This window comes from Achromobacter sp. ACRQX, from assembly GCF_022346505.1.
In the GTDB taxonomy this organism is placed as follows: Bacteria; Pseudomonadota; Gammaproteobacteria; order Burkholderiales; family Burkholderiaceae_B; genus Achromobacter; species Achromobacter animicus.
On the sequence record NZ_JAKRML010000038.1, the window covers coordinates 12136 to 30906 of the forward strand.

At 65.7% G+C, this 18771-nt stretch carries 13 protein-coding genes and 1 pseudogene; 5 read left to right on the plus strand and 9 right to left on the minus strand.

Features of this window, described 5'->3' with window-relative positions; genetic code table 11:
• Positions 1–12 precede the first annotated feature (12 nt).
• The 7 genes from MHZ91_RS25115 to MHZ91_RS25145 form a co-directional block, all read right to left on the minus strand.
• A complete protein-coding gene (locus MHZ91_RS25115) occupies positions 13–987 on the minus strand; it encodes a FecR domain-containing protein (RefSeq protein WP_239216235.1) in 975 nt (324 codons plus the stop codon).
• Positions 980–1513, minus strand: a complete 534-nt coding sequence (locus tag MHZ91_RS25120; protein ID WP_175122878.1) for a sigma-70 family RNA polymerase sigma factor — start codon at positions 1511–1513, stop codon at positions 980–982. The genes MHZ91_RS25115 and MHZ91_RS25120 overlap by 8 nt, the downstream gene beginning before the upstream one ends.
• A 113-nt stretch (positions 1514–1626) precedes the next feature.
• A complete protein-coding gene (zapE, locus tag MHZ91_RS25125) occupies positions 1627–2718 on the minus strand; it encodes a cell division protein ZapE (RefSeq protein WP_105237867.1) in 1092 nt (363 codons plus the stop codon).
• Between the two features lie 84 nt (positions 2719–2802).
• Complete coding sequence (lpdA, locus tag MHZ91_RS25130) at positions 2803–4230, minus strand: dihydrolipoyl dehydrogenase (RefSeq protein WP_056567795.1); 1428 nt, start codon at positions 4228–4230, stop codon at positions 2803–2805.
• Between the two features lie 132 nt (positions 4231–4362).
• The gene (odhB, locus tag MHZ91_RS25135; RefSeq protein WP_175122879.1) at positions 4363–5601 is read right to left on the minus strand and encodes a 2-oxoglutarate dehydrogenase complex dihydrolipoyllysine-residue succinyltransferase; all 1239 of its coding nucleotides are present in this window, start codon (positions 5599–5601) and stop codon (positions 4363–4365) included.
• A 103-nt stretch (positions 5602–5704) separates the two neighbouring features.
• The gene (locus MHZ91_RS25140) at positions 5705–8572 is read right to left on the minus strand and encodes a 2-oxoglutarate dehydrogenase E1 component (protein ID WP_175184283.1); all 2868 of its coding nucleotides are present in this window, start codon (positions 8570–8572) and stop codon (positions 5705–5707) included.
• Between the two features lie 327 nt (positions 8573–8899).
• Entirely contained in the window at positions 8900–9370 is a 471-nt protein-coding gene (locus MHZ91_RS25145; protein ID WP_056567804.1) for an Lrp/AsnC family transcriptional regulator, read from the minus strand.
• A gap of 192 nt (positions 9371–9562) precedes the next feature.
• Here MHZ91_RS25145 and MHZ91_RS25150 point away from each other — a divergent pair, with 192 nt between their 5' ends.
• Positions 9563–10579, plus strand: coding sequence for a 1-aminocyclopropane-1-carboxylate deaminase (locus MHZ91_RS25150; RefSeq protein WP_175122881.1), 1017 nt, complete (start codon positions 9563–9565; stop codon positions 10577–10579).
• Between the two features lie 14 nt (positions 10580–10593).
• Here MHZ91_RS25150 and MHZ91_RS25155 read toward each other — a convergent pair whose 3' ends face one another.
• Positions 10594–11835, minus strand: coding sequence for an MFS transporter (locus MHZ91_RS25155; protein WP_239216236.1), 1242 nt, complete (start codon positions 11833–11835; stop codon positions 10594–10596).
• A 147-nt stretch (positions 11836–11982) separates the two neighbouring features.
• Here MHZ91_RS25155 and MHZ91_RS25160 point away from each other — a divergent pair, with 147 nt between their 5' ends.
• The 4 genes and pseudogenes from MHZ91_RS25160 (at position 11983) to MHZ91_RS25175 (ending at position 16532) form a co-directional block, all read left to right on the plus strand.
• A complete protein-coding gene (locus MHZ91_RS25160; protein WP_175184281.1) occupies positions 11983–12891 on the plus strand; it encodes a LysR family transcriptional regulator in 909 nt (302 codons plus the stop codon).
• Between the two features lie 128 nt (positions 12892–13019).
• Positions 13020–13964: an allantoinase PuuE gene (gene puuE, locus MHZ91_RS25165; RefSeq protein WP_175137375.1), complete on the plus strand. Its 945-nt coding sequence runs from the start codon at positions 13020–13022 to the stop codon at positions 13962–13964.
• Positions 13965–14032: 68 nt separating this feature from the next.
• Positions 14033–15286: pseudogene (locus tag MHZ91_RS25170) on the plus strand (hydantoinase/carbamoylase family amidase); the annotation flags it as partial.
• A gap of 4 nt (positions 15287–15290) precedes the next feature.
• Positions 15291–16532, plus strand: a complete 1242-nt coding sequence (locus tag MHZ91_RS25175) for a M20/M25/M40 family metallo-hydrolase (protein ID WP_175184279.1) — start codon at positions 15291–15293, stop codon at positions 16530–16532.
• A 9-nt stretch (positions 16533–16541) separates the two neighbouring features.
• On the opposite strand, the gene MHZ91_RS25180 is transcribed toward MHZ91_RS25175, so the two are convergent.
• Positions 16542–18593 (minus strand): OPT family oligopeptide transporter, encoded by a 2052-nt coding sequence (locus MHZ91_RS25180; RefSeq protein ID WP_239216237.1) that lies wholly within the window; start codon positions 18591–18593, stop codon positions 16542–16544.
• Positions 18594–18771: the final 178 nt, after the last annotated feature.

An 18771-nucleotide genomic window follows, 5' to 3' on the forward strand; every position in this document is an offset into this window, starting at 1 on the left:
AAAATTTGTAACTCAGGCGCCGCTGGGGCCAACCTGCAGCCAGTACTGCGTGCGGCGCGTCACCGCGATGGGCAATGTGTGTTCCAGCGCCTTGAGCGCGCGCTCGGCGTCGTCCAGCGGAAACACCCCCGACAGCCGCAATGCCGCCACCGCAGGATCGACGCGGATCAGGCCCACCCGCTGGCGCGCCAGGTGCTCGGCAAAATCGTCCAGCCGCCACTCCTTGGCCACCACCATCCCGTCCACCCACGCCAGGCGATCCGGGTCCGACGCGCCGCGGCGGACCTCGCCATCGTCGGCGTAGGCAAGCCGTTCACCGGCGCTCAGTTGCGTCAGCACGCCCTGGCGCAGCAGCGCGATGCTGCCTTCATACACACCCACGCGCGAACCGTCCGCCGTGCGCCGCAGGTCAAACCGCGCGCGCTCGGCCCGCAGTTCGCCGTAGCCGGTATCCACGCGCAGCGCCTGCACGCCCGGGCGCGGCTCGGCCTGCACCAGCATCTCGCCACGCAGGAGGTCGATGTCGCGCGCGCTGCCGCTGACGTTGACGCGCACCGCGGTATCGCTGTTCAGCGTGACGCGCAGCCCGTCCGCCAACGCCAGCGCACAGCGCTCGCCCACGCCGGTGCTGTAGTCGGCGACCAGCCGTTGCCACGGGGCATGGCGGTAGCCCGCCCACCCGGTGGCAGCGATGCCCGCGCCGGCCAGCAGACAGCGCAGCGCGGCGCGCCGGCCGTGCGAGGCAGGCGCATTCAGCGTCGTGTGCGCCAGGGCCGCCGGCACGCGGCGCGCATTGCGGCCGATGTCCTGCAGCCGATCCCACGCCACGCGGTGCGCGGGGTCCTGGGCCAACCAGGCCCGGCAGGATTCGTGGTCGCGCGCATCGTCAATGCCCGATTGCAGGCGCGCCCACCACGCGATGGCCTCGCGCACCACGGCATCGGACGGGCGGGCGTCCACAGGCGCGCCGTTGGCCGCGTCAGGCATGGATCGCCGCATAGCAGGCGGACATTGCGCGCACCATGTACTGCTGCACCGAACTCAGCGACACATCGAGGCGTTCGGCGATCTCGGGATACGTCAGGCCATCCAACTGCGACAAGAGGAAGGCCGCGCGGGCCTTGGGCGGCAGCCCGTCCAGCAGGCGATCCAGCTGAACCAGCGCCTGCAGTTGCTCGGCCTGCGCCTCGGGCGATGGCGCATAGGATTCGGGAACGGTGGCCAGATAGGCCAGATACGCATGCTCCAGCGCGGCATGCCGCTGGTGATCGACCACCAGGCCCTTTGCAATGGTGGTGAGCAGCGCGCGCGCCTCGCTGGCGCGCACCTGCTTGCGGCCCTGGATCACCCGGACAAAGACGTCCTGGGCCAGGTCTTCCGCGCGATGTTCGCAGCCCAGCTTGCGGCGCAGCCACCCGAACAGCCACGGGCGATGATCGCGATACAGGCCATCGACAGGCGCGACCTGAGCGTCGACGCACGGGGCCGATGAGGAAAGCAAGGTGGAAGACACGGATTGAGACTGCGGCGCTGAACCAAAAGTCCCAAAATCTTAATTGATAATGACTTGCATTAACAATGATTGCGCCCACCCAGCCCCTGAAATGAGGACCGGATGAGGCTTTACTACAACGTCACGGCCAGACGGCGTTCAGATTCCAGGTATTCGCGCGACTGCATTTCCAGAATGCGCGACACCGTCCGATGGAACTCGTTGGCCAGCGCGCCTTCCGTGTAGATCTCTTCGGGCTCGCATTCGGCCGACATGATGAGCTTGACGCGGTGGTCGTAGAACACGTCGATCAGCCAGGTGAAGCGGCGCGCCTCGGACGCCTGGCGCGGACCCATGCGCGGCACGCCCGACAGGATCACGGCGTGGAAGCGGTTGGCCAGTTCCAGGTAATCGTTCTGCGAACGCGGACCGCCGCACAGCGTGGCAAAGTCGAACCACACGACCGACCCGCCCAGCGCCAGCGCGCGGATCTCGCGGTGCTCGATGTGCAGCACCGGATCCTGCGGCGGCGTATCCGCCAATGCATCGAAGGCCGCCTGCAGCGCCTTCTGCGCGTTCTCGTCCAGCGGCGTGTGATAGCTCTGCACCTGCTCCAGCGAGCGGCGGCGGTAATCAATACCCGCATCCACGTTCATGACATCCATGCGCGACTGGATCAGCGCAATGGCGGGCAGCACGCGGTCGCGGTGCAGACCATCGGTGTACAGCGTGGACGGTTCGTAGTTGGACGTCATCACGAAGGACGTGCCGTATTCGAACAGCTTGAGCAGCAGGCGGTGCAGGATCATCGCGTCCGCCACATCGGACACGTGGAATTCGTCAAAGCAGATCAGCCGGTAACGCTTGGCCACGCGCTTGGCGACCTCGTCCAGCGGATCCTGCATGCCCTTCACTTCCTCGAGTTCGCGGTGCACGCCGCGCATGAACTCGTGAAAGTGCAGACGCGTCTTGCGCACGACGGGCACGGTGGCATAGAAGGCGTCCATCAGGAAGCTCTTGCCGCGGCCCACGCCGCCCCACAGGTAAACGCCGCGCGGCACGTCGGGACGGTTCAGCAGCTTTTTCAGCGCATTCGAGCGCATCGACTTGAACTTGACCCATTCGTCGTAATAGCGCTGCAAGCGGTCGATCGCCTTCTTCTGCGCGTCGTCGGGCTTGTAGCCGCGTTCGGCCAATGCGTGTTCGTAGTAGTCGCTGACGTTCATAGGGAAACCGGATCAAGCTGAAGGGAATAAAGAAAAGGGCGGGTCCTGGAACCCGCCCCCGGTCTTGCAGAAGTCAGACGCGGCTTAGAAGTTCAGCGCGCGCTTGTCCACGGCCAGAGCGGCTTCCTTCACGGCTTCCGACAGGGTCGGGTGCGCGTGGCAGATGCGGGCGATGTCTTCGGCGGCGCCGCGGAATTCCATGATGGTCACGGCTTCCGAGATCAGTTCCGAGGCCATCGGGCCCACGATGTGCACGCCCAGGACTTCGTCGGTCTTGGCATCGGCGATCACCTTGGCAAAGCCGGTGGTGTCACCCAGCGCGCGGGCGCGGCCGTTGGCCAGGAACGGGAAGCTGCCGGCCTTGTACTCGCGGCCTTCGGCCTTGAGCTGCTGCTCGGTCTTGCCGACCCAGGCGATTTCCGGCGAGGTGTAGATGACCCACGGCACGGTGTCGAAGTTGACGTGACCGTGTTGGCCGGCGATACGCTCGGCAACCGCCACGCCTTCTTCTTCGGCCTTGTGCGCCAGCATCGGGCCACGCACCACGTCGCCCACTGCCCAGACGTTCGGCAGGTTGGTCTTGCAGTCGCCGTCGACGGCCACGAAGCCGCGCTCGTCCAGCTTGAGGCCCACGGCGTCGGCGTTCAGACCGCCGGTGTAGGGCACGCGGCCGATCGAGACGATCAGCTTGTCCACGACCAGCTTCTGCTCGGCGCCCTTGGCGTCGACGTAGGGCACGGTCACCGACTTGGCGGTCGCCTTGATCTCACCGATCTTGACGCCCATCTGGATGTTCAGGCCTTGCTTGGTGAAAGCCTTGAGGGCTTCCTTGGCCACTTGCCCGTCGGCGGCGGCCAGGAATTCCGGCATCGCTTCCAGGATCGTGACTTCGGAACCCAGGCGGCGCCACACGCTGCCCATTTCCAGGCCGATCACGCCGGCGCCGATGACGCCCAGCGTCTTGGGCACGGCGCCGATGTTCAGTGCGCCGTCGTTGGACAGCACGACCTTTTCGTCGAACGGCAGGCCGGGCAGTTCACGCGCCGACGAGCCGGTGGCGACCACGACGTGCTTGGCAACCAGGTCTTCCTCGGCGGTGCCGGTGACCTTGATGGCCCAGCCGCCTTCCACCTGGCCGCTGAACGCGCCCTTGCCGTGGAAGAACGTGACCTTGTTCTTCTTGAACAGGTACAGGATGCCGTCGTTGTTCTGCTTGACCACCGTGTTCTTGCGGCCGATCAGCGTGTCGAGCTTCAGGCTGACGCCCTTGACTTCGATGCCGTGCTCGGCGAAGTGGTGGTTGGCTTGTTCGAAGTGTTCGGACGATTGCAGCAGCGCCTTGGACGGGATGCAGCCGACGTTGGTGCAGGTGCCGCCGGGAGCCGGGCCGCCTTGGCCGTTCTGCCAGGCGTCGATGCAAGCGACCGACATGCCGAGCTGCGCGGCGCGGATGGCGGCGATGTAGCCGCCGGGGCCTGCGCCGATCACGACGACGTCAAATTGTTTGGACATAGTGTTCTCGCGAATGAGGGATGAAGAAGCGCACTTCCTGCCCAGCGCAGTCGGGCTGCGGGCCGGCGGGGAGCCGGCCCGGGCGCCGCGCGACCAGCAGGTCGGGCGCGGCGCCGGTCAGGGGCGTCGAGATTACAGGTCCAGCAACAGGCGCTGCGGATCTTCCAGGGCGTCCTTCATGGCGACCAGGCCCAGCACGGCTTCGCGGCCGTCGATGATGCGGTGGTCGTAGGACAGGGCCAGGTAGTTCATCGGGCGGATGACGATCTGGCCGTTTTCGACGACGGCGCGATCCTTGGTGGCGTGCACGCCCAGGATGGCCGATTGCGGCGGGTTGATGATCGGGGTCGACAGCATCGAGCCGAACACGCCACCGTTGGAGATCGAGAACGTGCCGCCGGTCATTTCTTCAATGCCCAGCTTGCCGTCGGCAGCGCGGCGGCCGAAGTCGGCGATGGTCTTTTCGATGTCGGCGATGGACAGCTGGTCGGCGTTGCGCAGGATCGGCACCACCAGGCCACGCGGGCTGCCGACAGCGATACCGATGTCGAAGTAGCCGTGGTAGATGATGTCCTTGCCGTCGATCGAGGCGTTGATCAGCGGGTACTTCTTCAGCGCGGCAACGGCGGCCTTGACGAAGAACGACATGAAGCCCAGCTTGATGCCGTGTTCCTTTTCGAACTTGTCCTTGTACTTGGCGCGCAGGTCGATCACGGCCTGCATGTTGACTTCGTTGAACGTCGTCAGGATGGCGTTTTCTTGCTGCGATTGCAGCAGGCGCTCGGCGATGCGGGCACGCAGGCGGCTCATCGGCACGCGCTGTTCCGGACGGCCATCCAGCGACAGCGTGGTCGGGGCGGGCGCGGCGGCGGCCTTGGCCGGTGCGGCCTTGGCGGGAGCGGCGCTGGCGGCCAGGGCGTCGCCCTTGGTCACGCGGCCGTCACGGCCCGAACCCGCCACGGAAGCGGCGTCAACGCCCTTCTCGGCCAGGATCTTCGAGGCGGCGGGCGAAGCGACGCCGGCGGCGGCCGTCGAGGCCGGTGCAGCAGCGGCGGGCGCGGGAGCAGCAGCGGCTTGCTCGGCGGCCTTCGGGGCTTCAGCCGGCGCGGTGGCGGCGGCGCCAGCCTTGGCGGCGGTGTCGATGCGGGCCAGCACTTCGCCCGAGGTCACGGTGCTGCCATCGCCCTTGACGATTTCGGCCAGCACGCCCGAGGCGGGGGCCGGCACTTCCAGCACGACCTTGTCGGTTTCGACTTCGATCAGGATTTCGTCGGCTTCAACGGCAGCGCCCGGCTGCTTCTTCCAGGTCAGCAGGGTCGCTTCGGAAACGGATTCGGAAAGTTGGGGAACGACGACGTCGGTAATAGCCATTTTGTTTATTCCGTAGAGAGTATGTTCTTGTCACGCGGCGCGGCAAGGTTCGAAACGGGGTTCCAGAACGCTTGCCGCCCGCGGCGCGTGCATCAAGTAAAGGTTACTTCGTCAACATGACCTTGAACTTGGGCGCGAAGGCCGTCTCGATCAGGGCCTTCTGCTGCTCCTGGTGCTTGGCCAGGTAGCCCACGGCCGGCGATGCCGACGCGGCACGGCCTGCGTAGCCAAGCTTCTGGCCTTCGACCATGTTCTCGTACACGTGATGCTGAACGTAGAACCAGGGGCCTTGGTTCTGGGGTTCGTCTTGCACCCAGATCACTTCGGTCGCCTTGGGGTACTTGCGCAGTTCGGCTTCGAACGACTTGTGCGCAAACGGATACAGCTGCTCGACGCGGATGATGGCGACGTTGTCGGCGCCACGCTCGCGGCGGGCGTTGACCAGGTCGTAGTACACCTTGCCCGAGCAAGCCAGCACGCGCTTGACCTTGCCGGCGTCGATGGCCTCGTCGACCTCGCCGATGACCGGGCGGAAGCTGCCGCCGGCCAGATCGGTCAGGGGCGAACCGGCGTCCTTGTTGCGCAGCAGCGACTTCGGCGTGAACAGCACCAGCGGCTTGCGGAACGGGCGGATCATCTGGCGGCGCAGAACGTGGAAGATCTGCGAAGCCGAGGTCGGCTGAATCACTTGCATGTTGTTGTCGGCGCACAGCTGCAGGAAGCGCTCGATGCGGCCCGACGAGTGCTCGGGACCCTGGCCTTCGTAGCCGTGCGGCAGCATCAGCGTCAGGCCCGACTGGCGGCCCCACTTGGCTTCGCCGGAGCTGATGAACTGGTCGATCACGACCTGGGCGCCGTTGACGAAGTCGCCGAACTGGCCTTCCCAGATGACGAGCGTGTTGGGCTCGGCGCTGGAGAAGCCGTACTCAAAGCCCAGCACAGCCTCTTCGGACAGCACGGAGTCGATGACGGTGAACGGGGCCTGGCCTTCCGACACGTTCTGCAGCGGAATGTAGGTGCCGTCGTTCCAGCGTTCGCGGTTCTGGTCGTGCAGCACGGCATGGCGGTGCGTGAACGTGCCGCGGCCCGAATCCTGGCCGGTGATGCGGATGGCGTAGCCCGAGGAAACCAGGGTCGCGAAGGCGAGGTGCTCGCCCATGCCCCAGTCCAGGTTCATTTCGCCCTTGGCCATGGTGCGGCGGTCGTTCAGCAGCTTGGCGACCAGCGGGTGCACCGTGAAGCCTTCCGGCACGGTCGTGATGCGTTCGCCGATGCGCTTGAGTTCAGCCAGCGGCACGGCGGTGTCAGCCTGGTCGGTCCACTTGGCGCCCAGGAACGGCGACCAGTCGATGGCGTACTTGCTCTTGTAGTCGGTCAGCACCGGTTCGATGGTGCGCTGGCCGTCTTCCATGAGCTGGCGGTAGTCCTTGACCAGCTGATCGGCTTCGCCGTCGGCCAGCACGCCCTGCGTGGTCAGCTTGTCGGCGTACAGCTTGCGCGTGCCGGGATGGTGGCCGATGCGCTTGTACATCAGGGGCTGCGTCAGCGACGGCGTGTCTTGCTCGTTGTGGCCCAGCTTGCGGAAGCAGACGATGTCCACGACGACGTCGTGGCGGAATTGCAGACGGTAGTCCAGCGCCAGCTTGGTGACGAACACCACGGCTTCGGGATCGTCGCCGTTGACGTGGAACACCGGGGCTTCGATCATCTTGACCACGTCGGTGCAATACAGCGTCGAACGCGAGTCACGCGGGTCGGACGTGGTGAAGCCGATCTGGTTGTTGATGACGATGTGCAGCGTGCCGCCCGTACCGTAGCCGCGCGTCTGCGCCAGGTTCAGGGTTTCCATCACGACGCCCTGGCCGGCAAAGGCCGCGTCGCCGTGCACCAGCACCGGCAGCACTTGCTTGCCTTCGGCATCGCCGCGGCGTTCCTGGCGGGCGCGTGCGCTGCCTTCGACGACGGGGTTGACGATTTCAAGGTGAGACGGGTTGAAAGCCAGCGACAGGTGGACGGGGCCGCCGCGCGTGGACAGGTCGCTCGAGAAGCCGTTGTGGTACTTCACGTCGCCGTCGGTCAGGCCTTCGGCGTGCTTGCCTTCGAACTCGGCGAACAGGTCGCCGGGCATCTTGCCCATGATGTTCACGAGCAGGTTCAGGCGGCCGCGGTGGGCCATGCCGACCACGATTTCCTGAACGCCGTTTTCACCGGCGTGGTTGACCACTTCGTCCATCGAGGCGATGAAGCTTTCGCCGCCTTCCAGCGAGAAGCGCTTCTGGCCGACGTACTTGGTGTGCAGGAAGCGTTCCAGGCCTTCGGACTCAGTCAGCTGCTGAAGGATGTGGCGCTTTTCTTCCGGCGTGTACGTGGGCGCGCCCAGCGTGGTTTCCAGGCGTTCCTGGATCCAGCGCTTGGCGGCGGGGTCGGAGATGTGGGTGAATTCTGCACCGATGCTGCGGCAGTACGTGTCGCGCAGCGCCTTCAGGATGTCGCGCAGCGTCATCGTGCTGGCGGTCGTGAAGTAGGTGTTGGTGGCCGAGTACGTCTGGTCCAGATCGGCTTCGGTCAGGCCGTAGAAGGCGGGATCGAGTTCCGGGATCGGCGGACGTTCCTGGCGCTTGAGCGGATCCAGATCGGCCCAGCGCGAGCCCAGCGAGCGGTAGGCGGCAATCAGCGATTGCACCGAGACCTGCTTGCTGGCGACGCTCAGATCGGGTTCGGCCGCGCGTTGCACGAAGGCATTGGCCTTGGCGCGCTGGGCGAACGATTCGACGATGGGAGCATGGGCCTGGTCGCGAGTGGATTCCTGGCCGTCGGTTGCGGGAGCGTGCTGCAATTGGTCGAAGTATTCGCGCCAGTTGTCAGGTACCGAACCGGGATTATCGAGGTAGGCTTCGTAAAGCTCCTCGACATATGGGGCATTACCCCCAAAGAGATAAGACGTGGATAGAGATTCTATTTCCGAAGACATATCGCTTCACCTTTACGAGTGCTTCACTCGAGACGATGCAGGAAAACCTTCCGCGACACGGGCTTCCCGTTAGGCGGATAGCAGGGGCAGAAGGCGCGTACAAGCCTTGAAAGCCTATGGTCGAGAAGTATAACCCTTTGAGTTTATGGGCGTCTTCCTGCATTTCTGTGACGCAAAAGGCCTTTCGGAATGCTGTCATGCGGCAACGGAATGTCCGTCCAACCCCTTCCATTGCGCCGTCTACGCGCTACCAAAATCCGTCAATGCAAAATGCGGCAGCGCGTCATTTCAAATAACAGAAAAGATGAGTGTTGCGTTTACGCGTCGTCAAACCGGCAGCGCGGTGGTCGACATGATCTCTTTGAGCACGAAAAAAGTACGAATCTGGCGTACGCCGGGCAGCTTGATGATCTCGCCCGCATGCAGCTTGTTGAAGCGTTCCAGGTCCCGGATACGCAACATCAGGAAATAGTCGAATTCGCCCGCCACCAGATGGCATTCCAGGCAACCGCTGATGCCCTTGGCCGCTTCCTCGAAGTCTGTGAATGAATCGGGCGTCGAGCGATCCAGCACCACGCCAACGATGACCAGCGTAGCCATATCGACGTCAGCGGGCTCCAGCAACGCGACCGTCTTTCGGATGACGCCTTCGCTCTTCAACCTTTCCACGCGCCGCAGGCACGCTGCCGGGCTCAGATGCACGCGGGCGCTCAAATCCAGATTGGTGATCTGCGCATCGTCCTGAAGAATGCGCAGGATCTGGCGGTCGATGCGGTCCAGCGTGAAAACGGCGGTCATTGGCTGCGTCCCTGAAAATTAAATTTCGCCTGGATTTTTATTTTGGAAATATTAGATCCATTAAACGCAGATAACGACCTTTCGATTCGGCGGATTTAAAAAATACGCAATTGACCCCTCAACCCCATGATTTCTATGATTTTTGCGAACCCCGCCGCAACGCCGGGCCCGCCCGAATCACCAGGAGCCACCATGGATCTGCAACGTTTTCCCCGTCATCGCCTGACCTTTGGCGATACCCCGATCGAAAAGCTGGAGCGCTTGTCGCAGCATCTGGGCGGCAAGGTCGAGATCTACGCCAAGCGTGAGGACTGCAACAGCGGCCTCGCCTTCGGCGGCAACAAGCTGCGCAAGCTCGAATACCTGATTCCGCAGGCGCTGGAACAAGGTTGCGACACGCTCGTCACGATTGGCGGCATCCAGTCCAATCACACGCGGATGGTCGCGGCGGTGGCCGCCAAACTGGGGTTGGCCTGCGTGCTGGTCCAGGAGAACTGGGTGGACTATTCCGATGCGGTCTACGACCGCGTCGGCAACATCATGATGAGCCGCCTCATGGGTGCGGACGTGCGGCTGGTCGATCAGGGCTTTGACATCGGCTTTCGCCGCAGTTGGGAAGAGGCGCTGGAAGAAGTGAAACGCCGCGGCGGCAAGCCCTATGCGATTCCGGCGGGCGCGTCCGATCACGAATTGGGCGGGCTGGGCTACGTGGGCTTTGCCGAGGAAGTGCGCCGCCAGGAAGCCGAGCTGGGATTCAAATTCGACTACATCGTCGTGTGCGCGGTCACGGGCAGCACGCAGGCCGGCATGGTGGTGGGTTTTGCGGCCGACGGCCGCGCCGATCGCGTCATCGGCATCGATGCGTCCGCCACGCCGGACCAGACCCGCGCGCAGGTCCTGCGCATCGCGCGGCGCACCGCCGACCTCGTCGGCTTGGACAAGCCCATCGAAGACAAGGACGTGGTGCTGGACACGCGCTACGCCTATCCCGCGTATGGCCTGCCCTCAGCCGAAACCAACGACGCCATCCGCACGTGCGCTCGGCTGGAAGGCATGATGACCGATCCCGTGTACGAAGGAAAATCCATGCAGGGAATGATGGACATCATCCGCAAAGGCGAAATTCCCCCCGGCTCGAAGGTCCTGTATGCGCACCTGGGAGGGGTGCCGGCGATCAACGCCTACAGCTTTCTCTACCGCAACGGATAGCGGCGGATTCGGCGTCACGGGGTGGCCTTGCGGGGACTTGCGTTGACGTTGCAGCCCTGCCCGCCCGCCATGGGAAACCCATGGCGGCGCGCCGCTGCCGCCACGATCAGCGTCGCCCCCAGCAACAGCACCAGTGCGGGCGCAAAGGCGGCGACGCCCACGCCTTCGAGCAGGAGGCCGCCGATCACGCCGCCGCCCGCGATCGCCAGATTCCAGGCCGTGACCAGCATCGACTGCGCCACATCGGCCGACTCGCCCGCGGTCTTGGCCAGTGCAGTCTGGAACAGCGTCGGCGCCCCGCCAAACGCCAGGCCCCATGCCGCCACCGCCGTGGTCACCGCGGCCGGATCATTGCCGCTGATGCCCAGGACCAATGCCGACAACGCGAACAGCACCGTGCTGGCCAGCGTCATCACGCGCAGGTGGCTGTCGATGAGAACGCCGATGACCCAGAGCCCGATCAACGACGACAGACCGAACACTAGCAACATCACGTCCGTGCGGTCCTCCATGCCGCGCGCCGCCAGGAACGGCGCGATGTAGGTATAGAGAATGTTGTGCGCCAGGACGAATGCGAACACCACGAACAGCACCGCGCGCACGCCCGGCAGGGTGAAGACGCGGCGCAGTGGCGCGCGCTTGCCCGCAGCCTGGCCCGCAAAGTCCGACACCTGAATGCGCACCCATGCCATCAGGATCAGCGCCAGCGCGCTCATGATGCCGAAACACCAGCGCCATCCCACCAGGTTGCCCAGAAAGGTGCCCGCCGGCACACCCAGCGACAACGCCAACGGCGTGCCCACCATCGCGATGGCGATGGCCCGCCCTTTCTGATGCTCCGGCACCATGCGCGCAGCGTAGCCCGCGGCCAGCGCCCACAGCAGCCCGGCGGACACGCCGGCGACGAAACGCGCCGCCATCGTCAGCACATAGCTGGCGGACACCGTCGTGATGGTGTTGGCGATGACGAAGCCGGCGATCGCGGCCAGCAGCAACGGGCGGCGGCGCACGCCTCGCGTCGCGGCGGTCAACGGTATCGCCGCCACCAGCGAACCGATCGCGTAGATCGTCACCAGCTGTCCGGCCATCGCTTCGGAAATAGCCAGCCCCGCGCTGATCTGCGGCAACAGGCCGGCCGGCAGGGCTTCCGTCAGGATCGTGACGAAACCGGCCAGCGCCAGGGCCAGCAGTGCTGCAATGGGAAGACGCGCCTCGCGCGCGCCGGGGCCGGAGGCCGCCGCCTGATTACCTGCCATGTTCTGCCTTTTGATTGGCCGGCGGCGGGTGGAAATCCCCGACGCCAGCACGTGTTGTGGGAAGGCAGCCATGTTGGCGGCAAGTGCAGTCCGGGACAATAATGCCGGTGTTCAAAACATATCTGACAAATTGTCCTGAATCGCATCATGGTTGAATCGCTCAGCGCCATTGCCGCCTTCGTGCAAGCCGCCGAAATGCGCAGTTATTCCGAAGCCGCTCGCCATCTGGGCGTGTCGGCGTCGGCGGTGGGCAAGAGCGTCTGCCGGCTTGAAACACGCCTGGGCGTGCGCCTGCTCCATCGCAGCACGCGCAGTATCACCTTGACCGCCGAAGGCGCCGTTTTCCTGGAACGTTGCCGGCGCATCCTCTGCGAGCTCGAGTCCGCCGAACTCGAACTCTCCGAAACGCGCCAGGCGCCGCAAGGCCGATTGCGCATCAGCCTTCCGCTCGTCGGCATGCTGGTCATGCCGGCGTTGACCGCGTTCATGCACCGCTATCCCGCGATCGAACTGGACGTGGATTTTTCAGATCGTCTGGTGGACGTCATCAATGAAGGCTTCGACATCGTGATGCGCACGGGCGAGCCGACGGACTCGCGGCTGGTGTCGCGCCCGGTCGGCAACTATCGTTTGCTGCTTGTCGCCGCGCCGGGCTATCTGGCCAGCCGCGGCACGCCGCGCGGTCCGGCCGACCTGCAGCATCACGCCTGCCTGCAGCACCGATTCCCCAGCACCGGCAAGCTTGAGCCGTGGCCGCTGAAGCGCGACGCAGGCATGCCCGAATGGACAGTGCCCGCGTCGATGGTGTGCAACACGTCCGCCGCCCTGCTGGATGTGGCGGTGGCGGGCCTGGGCATCGCGTGCCTGCCCGATTTTCTGGTGCGGCCTGCCTTGCAGCGTGGCGAACTGGTTTCGGTGCTGGACGCCCATGTCGAACACCAAGGCACATTCCGGCTGCTGTGGGCGTCCAGCAAGCATCTGGCGCCCAAGCTACGGGTGTTCATCGACTTCATGGGCGAGGAATTGTTCAAGGGGCGCGACGCCGCGCCAGTATGAAAACCGCGGCGTAGGGCATTCGCCGATGGCCGGCGGCTGGTATTTGATGTACATACTTTGTATACATGATCGAACCCTCGCCCTGGAGGACCGATCAGCTCCTCCATGCAACCACCGCCGTCCCGCCGATGCCCCTCTACGACACCACGCTGCCCTACCCCCGCGACCTCGTCGGCTACGGACGCAATACGCCGCACGCGCAGTGGCCGGGCAACGCGCGGATCGCCGTGCAGTTCGTGCTGAACTACGAAGAAGGCGGCGAGAACAGCGTGCTGCATGGCGACGCCGGCTCCGAGCAGTTCCTGTCCGAGATGTTCAACCCCGCCAGCTATCCGGACCGGCATCTCAGCATGGAAAGCATCTACGAATACGGGTCACGAGCGGGCGTGTGGCGCATCCTGCGCGAATTCGAAAAGCGGCAACTGCCGCTGACGGTGTTCGGCGTGGGCATGGCCCTGCAACGCCACCCCGAACTGACGGCTGCCTTCGTGGAACTGGGCCATGAGATCGCCTGCCACGGCTGGCGCTGGGTCCATTACCAGGACGTGGACGAGGCCACCGAACGCGAGCACATGCGGCTGGCCATCGACGCCATCACCACGCTGACCGGCACGCGCCCGCTGGGCTGGTACACCGGACGCGACAGCCCGCGCACGCGCAGGCTGGTCGCCGACGACGGCGGATTCGAATACGACAGCGATTACTACGGCGACGACCTGCCCTTCTGGATGCAGGTCCGCAAGACCGATGGCTCGACCGCGCCGCAGCTCATCGTCCCCTACACGCTGGACTGCAACGACATGCGCTTTGCGCTGCCGCAAGGCTATTCGCACGCCGATCCCTTCTTCCAGTACCTGAAGGACAGCTTCGACGCGCTCTATGCCGAAGGCACCGAGGCGCCAAAGATGCTCAGCATCGGCATGCACTGCCGCCTGCTGGGCCGCCCCGGACGCATCGTCGCCCTACAGCGCTTTCTGGATCACATCGCGCGCCACGACCGCGTCTGGATCTGCCGCCGGCTGGACATTGCGCGTCACTGGAAAGCCACGCACCCCTACACCCCCGACCGTTGAACAGGACGACCATGACCAACAATCTGAACGATCCGAAGGCCGAGCCGAGCCCGCGCGAGCGCCTCGGCGAACCCGGAATGGGCAAGGACATCTGGGACTGGCACGAGGCGCTCAGCGTCTACAGCGATCCGGGCTACGCCGAGAAAGGCCAACTCACAGTCACCTATCTGACCGACGCGCACCGCGCCTGCGCCGCGCGCATCTCGCAATGGATGAAGGACTGCGGCTTTGACGAGGTCGGCATCGATGCCGTCGGCAACGTGGTCGGGCGTTACCGTGCCGCGCAGCCCGGCGCACGGGTCCTCATGTCGGGCAGCCATTTCGACACGGTACGCAACGCCGGCAAGTACGACGGCCGGCTCGGCATCTTCGTGCCCATGGCCTGCGTGCGCGCGCTTCACCGCCAGAACCGCCGGCTGCCCTTCGACGTCGAGGTGATCGCCTTCGCCGAAGAAGAAGGCCAGCGCTATCGCGCGACGTTCCTGGGATCGGGCGCCCTGATCGGCGATTTCAAGCCTGAATGGCTGGACCAGAAGGACGCCGACGGCATCACCATGCGCGACGCCATGCTGCACGCGGGCCTGGACATCGACGGCATTGCCGGCCTGCGGCGCGATCCGGCCCGCTACCTGGGCTTTGTCGAGGTCCACATCGAACAAGGGCCCGTGCTGTACGAACTGGGGCTGCCGCTGGGCGTCGTCACGTCGATCAACGGCTGCGTGCGCTATCAAGTGCAGATCCTGGGCCTGGCCAGCCACGCGGGCACGACGCCCATGGACCGCCGGCGCGACGCCGCCGTGGCCGCCGCCGAACTGGCGCTGTTTGTCGAACGGCGCGCCGCCCGCGATGGCGACTCGGTCGGCACCGTGGGCATGTTCGAGGTGCCTGGCGGGTCGATCAACGTCGTGCCGGGCGAATGCCGATTCAGCCTGGACCTGCGCGCGCCCAGCGATACGCAGCGCGACGCGCTGGCGGAGGACGTGCTGGCCGAACTGGCCGCCATCTGCCAGCGGCGCGGCCTGCGTTATGCGCTGGAGGAAACCATGCGCGCCGCCGCCGCGCCCAGCGATCCGCGGTGGCAGCAGCGCTGGGAACGCGCGGTCGGCGCGCTGGGCGTACCCGTGCACCGCATGCCCAGCGGCGCGGGCCACGACGCCATGAAACTGCACGAGGTCATGCCGCAAGCCATGCTGTTCGTGCGCGGCCAGAACAACGGCATCAGCCACAACCCCAACGAATCCACCACCAGCGACGATATCGAACTTGCCGCGCAGGCCATGCTGGGCCTGCTCGATGCGCTGGCCAACGAAACCTCGACATAACGCCATGACCGATTACGCCCGACTCGACGCCTGGGTTGACGCCCATTTCGACGAAGAAGTCCGCTTCCTGCAGGAACTGGTGCGCGTGCCCACCGACACGCCGCCCGGCAACAACGCGCCGCACGCGGTGCGCACCGCGGAACTGCTGCAGGGCTTTGGCCTTGAGGCCGAAGCGCATCCCGTGCCTGCGCAGGCCGTGCAGGACTACGGCATGCAGTCCATCACCAACCTCATCGTGCGGCGCGAATACGGCGATGAGGGCCCGCGCATCGCGCTCAACGCCCACGGCGACGTGGTGCCGCCCGGAGACGGCTGGACGCACGATCCTTATGGCGCTGAGATCGACAACGGCAGCCTGTACGGCCGCGCCGCCGCGGTCAGCAAGAGCGACTTCGCCAGCTTCACGTTCGCCGTGCGGGCGCTGGAAGCCGTCGCCAAGCCGACCCGCGGCGCGGTGGAATTGCACTTCACGTATGACGAGGAATTCGGCGGCCTGCTCGGTCCCGGCTGGCTGCTCGCGCAGGGGCTTACGCGCCCCGACCTCTTGATCGCGGCGGGCTTCAGCTATGAAGTCGTCACCGCGCACAATGGCTGCCTGCAGATGGAGGTAACGGTGCACGGCAAGATGGCCCACGCCGCCATTCCCAGCAGCGGCGTCGACGCCCTGCAGGGCGCCGTCGCGCTGCTCAATGCCTTGTATGCGCAGAACGCGCAGTACCGCAAGATCACGTCGCAGGTGCCGGGCATTTCGCATCCGTACCTGAACGTGGGACGGATCGAAGGCGGCACCAACACGAACGTGGTGCCGGGCAAGGTCAGCTTCAAGCTGGACCGCCGCATGATTCCCGAAGAAAACGCCGCCGAGGTCGAGGCCGGCATCCGGCGCATCATCGAGGAAACCGCAGCGTCATGTCCCGGCATCCGCGTGGACATCAAGCGGCTGTTGCTGGCCAATTCGATGCGCCCGCTGCCAGGCGCGCAGCCGCTGGTGCAGGCCATCCAGCAACACGGCGAGGCCGTGTTCGGCGAACCCATCCCGGCGATGGGCACGCCGCTGTACACGGACGTGCGCTTATACGCCGAGGCCGGCATCCCCGGCGTGATCTACGGCGCAGGTCCGCGCACGGTGCTGGAATCGCACGCCAAGCGGAGCGACGAACGTGTCGTTCTGGAAGACCTGCGCCGCGCGACGAAGGTCATCGCGCGTACGCTGGCGGATCTGCTGCAACCGGGCATCGGTGTCTGACAGCCTGTTCTACGCCAGCCGCATCACCCGGCGCCAGAACAGCACCGCCACCAGCGCGAACACGGCCAGCCCCAGATAGGACGCCATGCTGGCGAATTCTTCGCCAACGATCGCCAGCGGCGCCTCGGACCCTGCGGCCCCGATGATCGCGGCCATCAGCACGCCCACCAGGCTCTCACCCACGATCAGCCCGGAAGCGAGCAGCACACCGCGGCGGTTGGCCGCTTCGGCGTAGCTCTCATAGGGCTGGCCGGCGGCGCTAGCGCGACGGCGCAGCGCGCCTTCCAGCAGCCACGCCAGCAGCGCGCCCGCCACGATCGGCGCGGCCACCGTCGGCGGCAGGTAGATGCCGATGCCCACCGCCAGCACGGGGATACGCGCAACCTTGCACGTGCGCTTCAGAATTTCATCCACCACGATCAGGGCCACGCCGACGGCCATGCCGATCAGGATCATGGTCCAGTTGAGCTGGTGGGTGAAGATGCCGCGCGTGATCGCGAGCATCAGCGTGGCCTGCGGCGCCGACAGCGCCTGCGACGGGTCCATGCCCTCGCGCGGCATCGCGTCCGCGAAACCGTACGCGTTGTACAGCAGCTCCAGTACCGGCGAGATCACCGCCGCGCCCACCACGCAGCCGATCAGCAGCGCAACCTGCTGGCGCCACGGCGTTGCGCCCACCAGCCAGCCGGTCTTCAGGTCCTGCAGGTTGTCGTTGGAAATGGACGCCACCGCCACCACGGCCGACGTGCTGAAGATCGCCAGCGCGATCGCCATCTGCACGCCATTTTCCAGCGCCATCAGATCGCCGCCCACGCCCAGCATCAGCACCGACACCAGCACGATGGCGACGATGCCCACGCCGGAGATCGGGCTGGTCGACGAACCCACCAGGCCCGCCATGTAGCCGCAGGCGGCCGCCACCAGAAAACCGAACACGAAGGCAAACAGCACCGCGTAGGCCACCAGCTTCCAGATGGCGCCCGAGGACAACGGTGTGCCGGACAGGAAGACCTGGAACGTGAAGACCAGGATCGCCACCAGCACCAGCGTCACCGCCGAGATCCAGCCGGCCGACAGGTCACGCTCGGTGCGCGGCGCCGCCCCGGCGCGTGCGGCGCCCTCATTGGTCAATGCCGAAAACGATGCCTTCACGCCGCGCGCCATCGGCACGAACAGCGTCGCCAGCGTCCAGATCGCGCCCACGGCGATCACGCCCGCGCCAATGAAGCGCACCTGCGAGGACCACAAGCCTGTGGCGTACGAAGCCAGCGTCGCGCCGGCGGGCATGTCGCCCATGGCGGTCAGGATGGGCACCGCGATGCCCCACGCAATCACCAGGCCCGTCAGCATCGCCAGCCCGGCAACGATGCCGATCAGATAGCCCGCGCCCAGCAGCGCCAGCGAAAAGCCCATCGGCAGGCGGAACACCGCGCCGCCCAATGCAAACCAGCCGCTCACGCTGTCGCCCAGGACCCGCAGGCCGTTGGCCGCAAAGCTGACCACGGCCGCCGCGATGCCGCCGGCGACGATGTCGCCCATGCCGGTGGCGGCGGGTTTGGCCGAGGCGCCCGCGGCGTCCTGCGGCTCGTCCTGCGCGCGCTCGGCGCTGCCGACGCGCAGAATCTCGGCCGCCGCCACGCCCTCGGGATACGGCAGGTTGCTCTGCACCACCATCACGTGACGCAACGGAATCGTGAACATCACGCCCAGCATGCCGCCGGCCGCGCAGATGCCCAGCGTCTGCCAGAACGGAAAACCCTGCCAGTGGCCCATCATGACCAGCGCCGGCAGGATGAAGATGATGGCCGACAGCGTGCCGGCCGCCGAAGCCTGCGTCTGCACCATGTTGTTTTCAAGGATGTTGGCGTCCTTGAACATGCGAAGGACGGACATCGAGATGACCGCCGCCGGGATGGCGGACGAAAACGTCAGGCCCACCTTCAGCCCCAGGAACACATTCGAGGCGGTGAAGATGACGGTGATCAGCGCGCCGAGCAGGACGCCGCGGAACGTCAGCTCCGGCAGCGTGACCTCCGGCGGAACGCGGATGGGCTCAGTCATGGGTTTCTCCCTATTGATAGCCGCGAATTCTAGCGCCTGGCCGTCCACCCCGTGGTCACCAGCCGTAAGCACGATGCGGCGGTAGAACCTGCCGTGGCGCGGGACCCTGGCGAAAGATTATGCTGAAAGCGCCGGATTTGCCCGGGAATTTCGATGCCTCATGCCTGGCGCATGGGTC

Excerpts from the sequence above, each read along its gene's own strand:
- MHZ91_RS25140 (WP_175184283.1), bottom strand. The coding sequence starts at position 8,572 with ATGTCTTCGGAAATAGAATCTCTATCCACGTCTTATCTCTTTGGGGGT.
- puuE (WP_175137375.1), top strand. The coding sequence starts at position 13,020 with ATGCCCCTCTACGACACCACGCTGCCCTACCCCCGCGACCTCGTCGGC.
- MHZ91_RS25150 (WP_175122881.1), top strand. The coding sequence starts at position 9,563 with ATGGATCTGCAACGTTTTCCCCGTCATCGCCTGACCTTTGGCGATACC.
- MHZ91_RS25155 (WP_239216236.1), bottom strand. The coding sequence starts at position 11,835 with ATGGCAGGTAATCAGGCGGCGGCCTCCGGCCCCGGCGCGCGCGAGGCG.
- MHZ91_RS25180 (WP_239216237.1), bottom strand. The coding sequence starts at position 18,593 with ATGACTGAGCCCATCCGCGTTCCGCCGGAGGTCACGCTGCCGGAGCTG.
- odhB (WP_175122879.1), bottom strand. The coding sequence starts at position 5,601 with ATGGCTATTACCGACGTCGTCGTTCCCCAACTTTCCGAATCCGTTTCC.
- zapE (WP_105237867.1), bottom strand. The coding sequence starts at position 2,718 with ATGAACGTCAGCGACTACTACGAACACGCATTGGCCGAACGCGGCTAC.
- lpdA (WP_056567795.1), bottom strand. The coding sequence starts at position 4,230 with ATGTCCAAACAATTTGACGTCGTCGTGATCGGCGCAGGCCCCGGCGGC.
- MHZ91_RS25160 (WP_175184281.1), top strand. The coding sequence starts at position 11,983 with ATGGTTGAATCGCTCAGCGCCATTGCCGCCTTCGTGCAAGCCGCCGAA.
- MHZ91_RS25115 (WP_239216235.1), bottom strand. The coding sequence starts at position 987 with ATGCCTGACGCGGCCAACGGCGCGCCTGTGGACGCCCGCCCGTCCGAT.
- MHZ91_RS25145 (WP_056567804.1), bottom strand. The coding sequence starts at position 9,370 with ATGACCGCCGTTTTCACGCTGGACCGCATCGACCGCCAGATCCTGCGC.
- MHZ91_RS25175 (WP_175184279.1), top strand. The coding sequence starts at position 15,291 with ATGACCGATTACGCCCGACTCGACGCCTGGGTTGACGCCCATTTCGAC.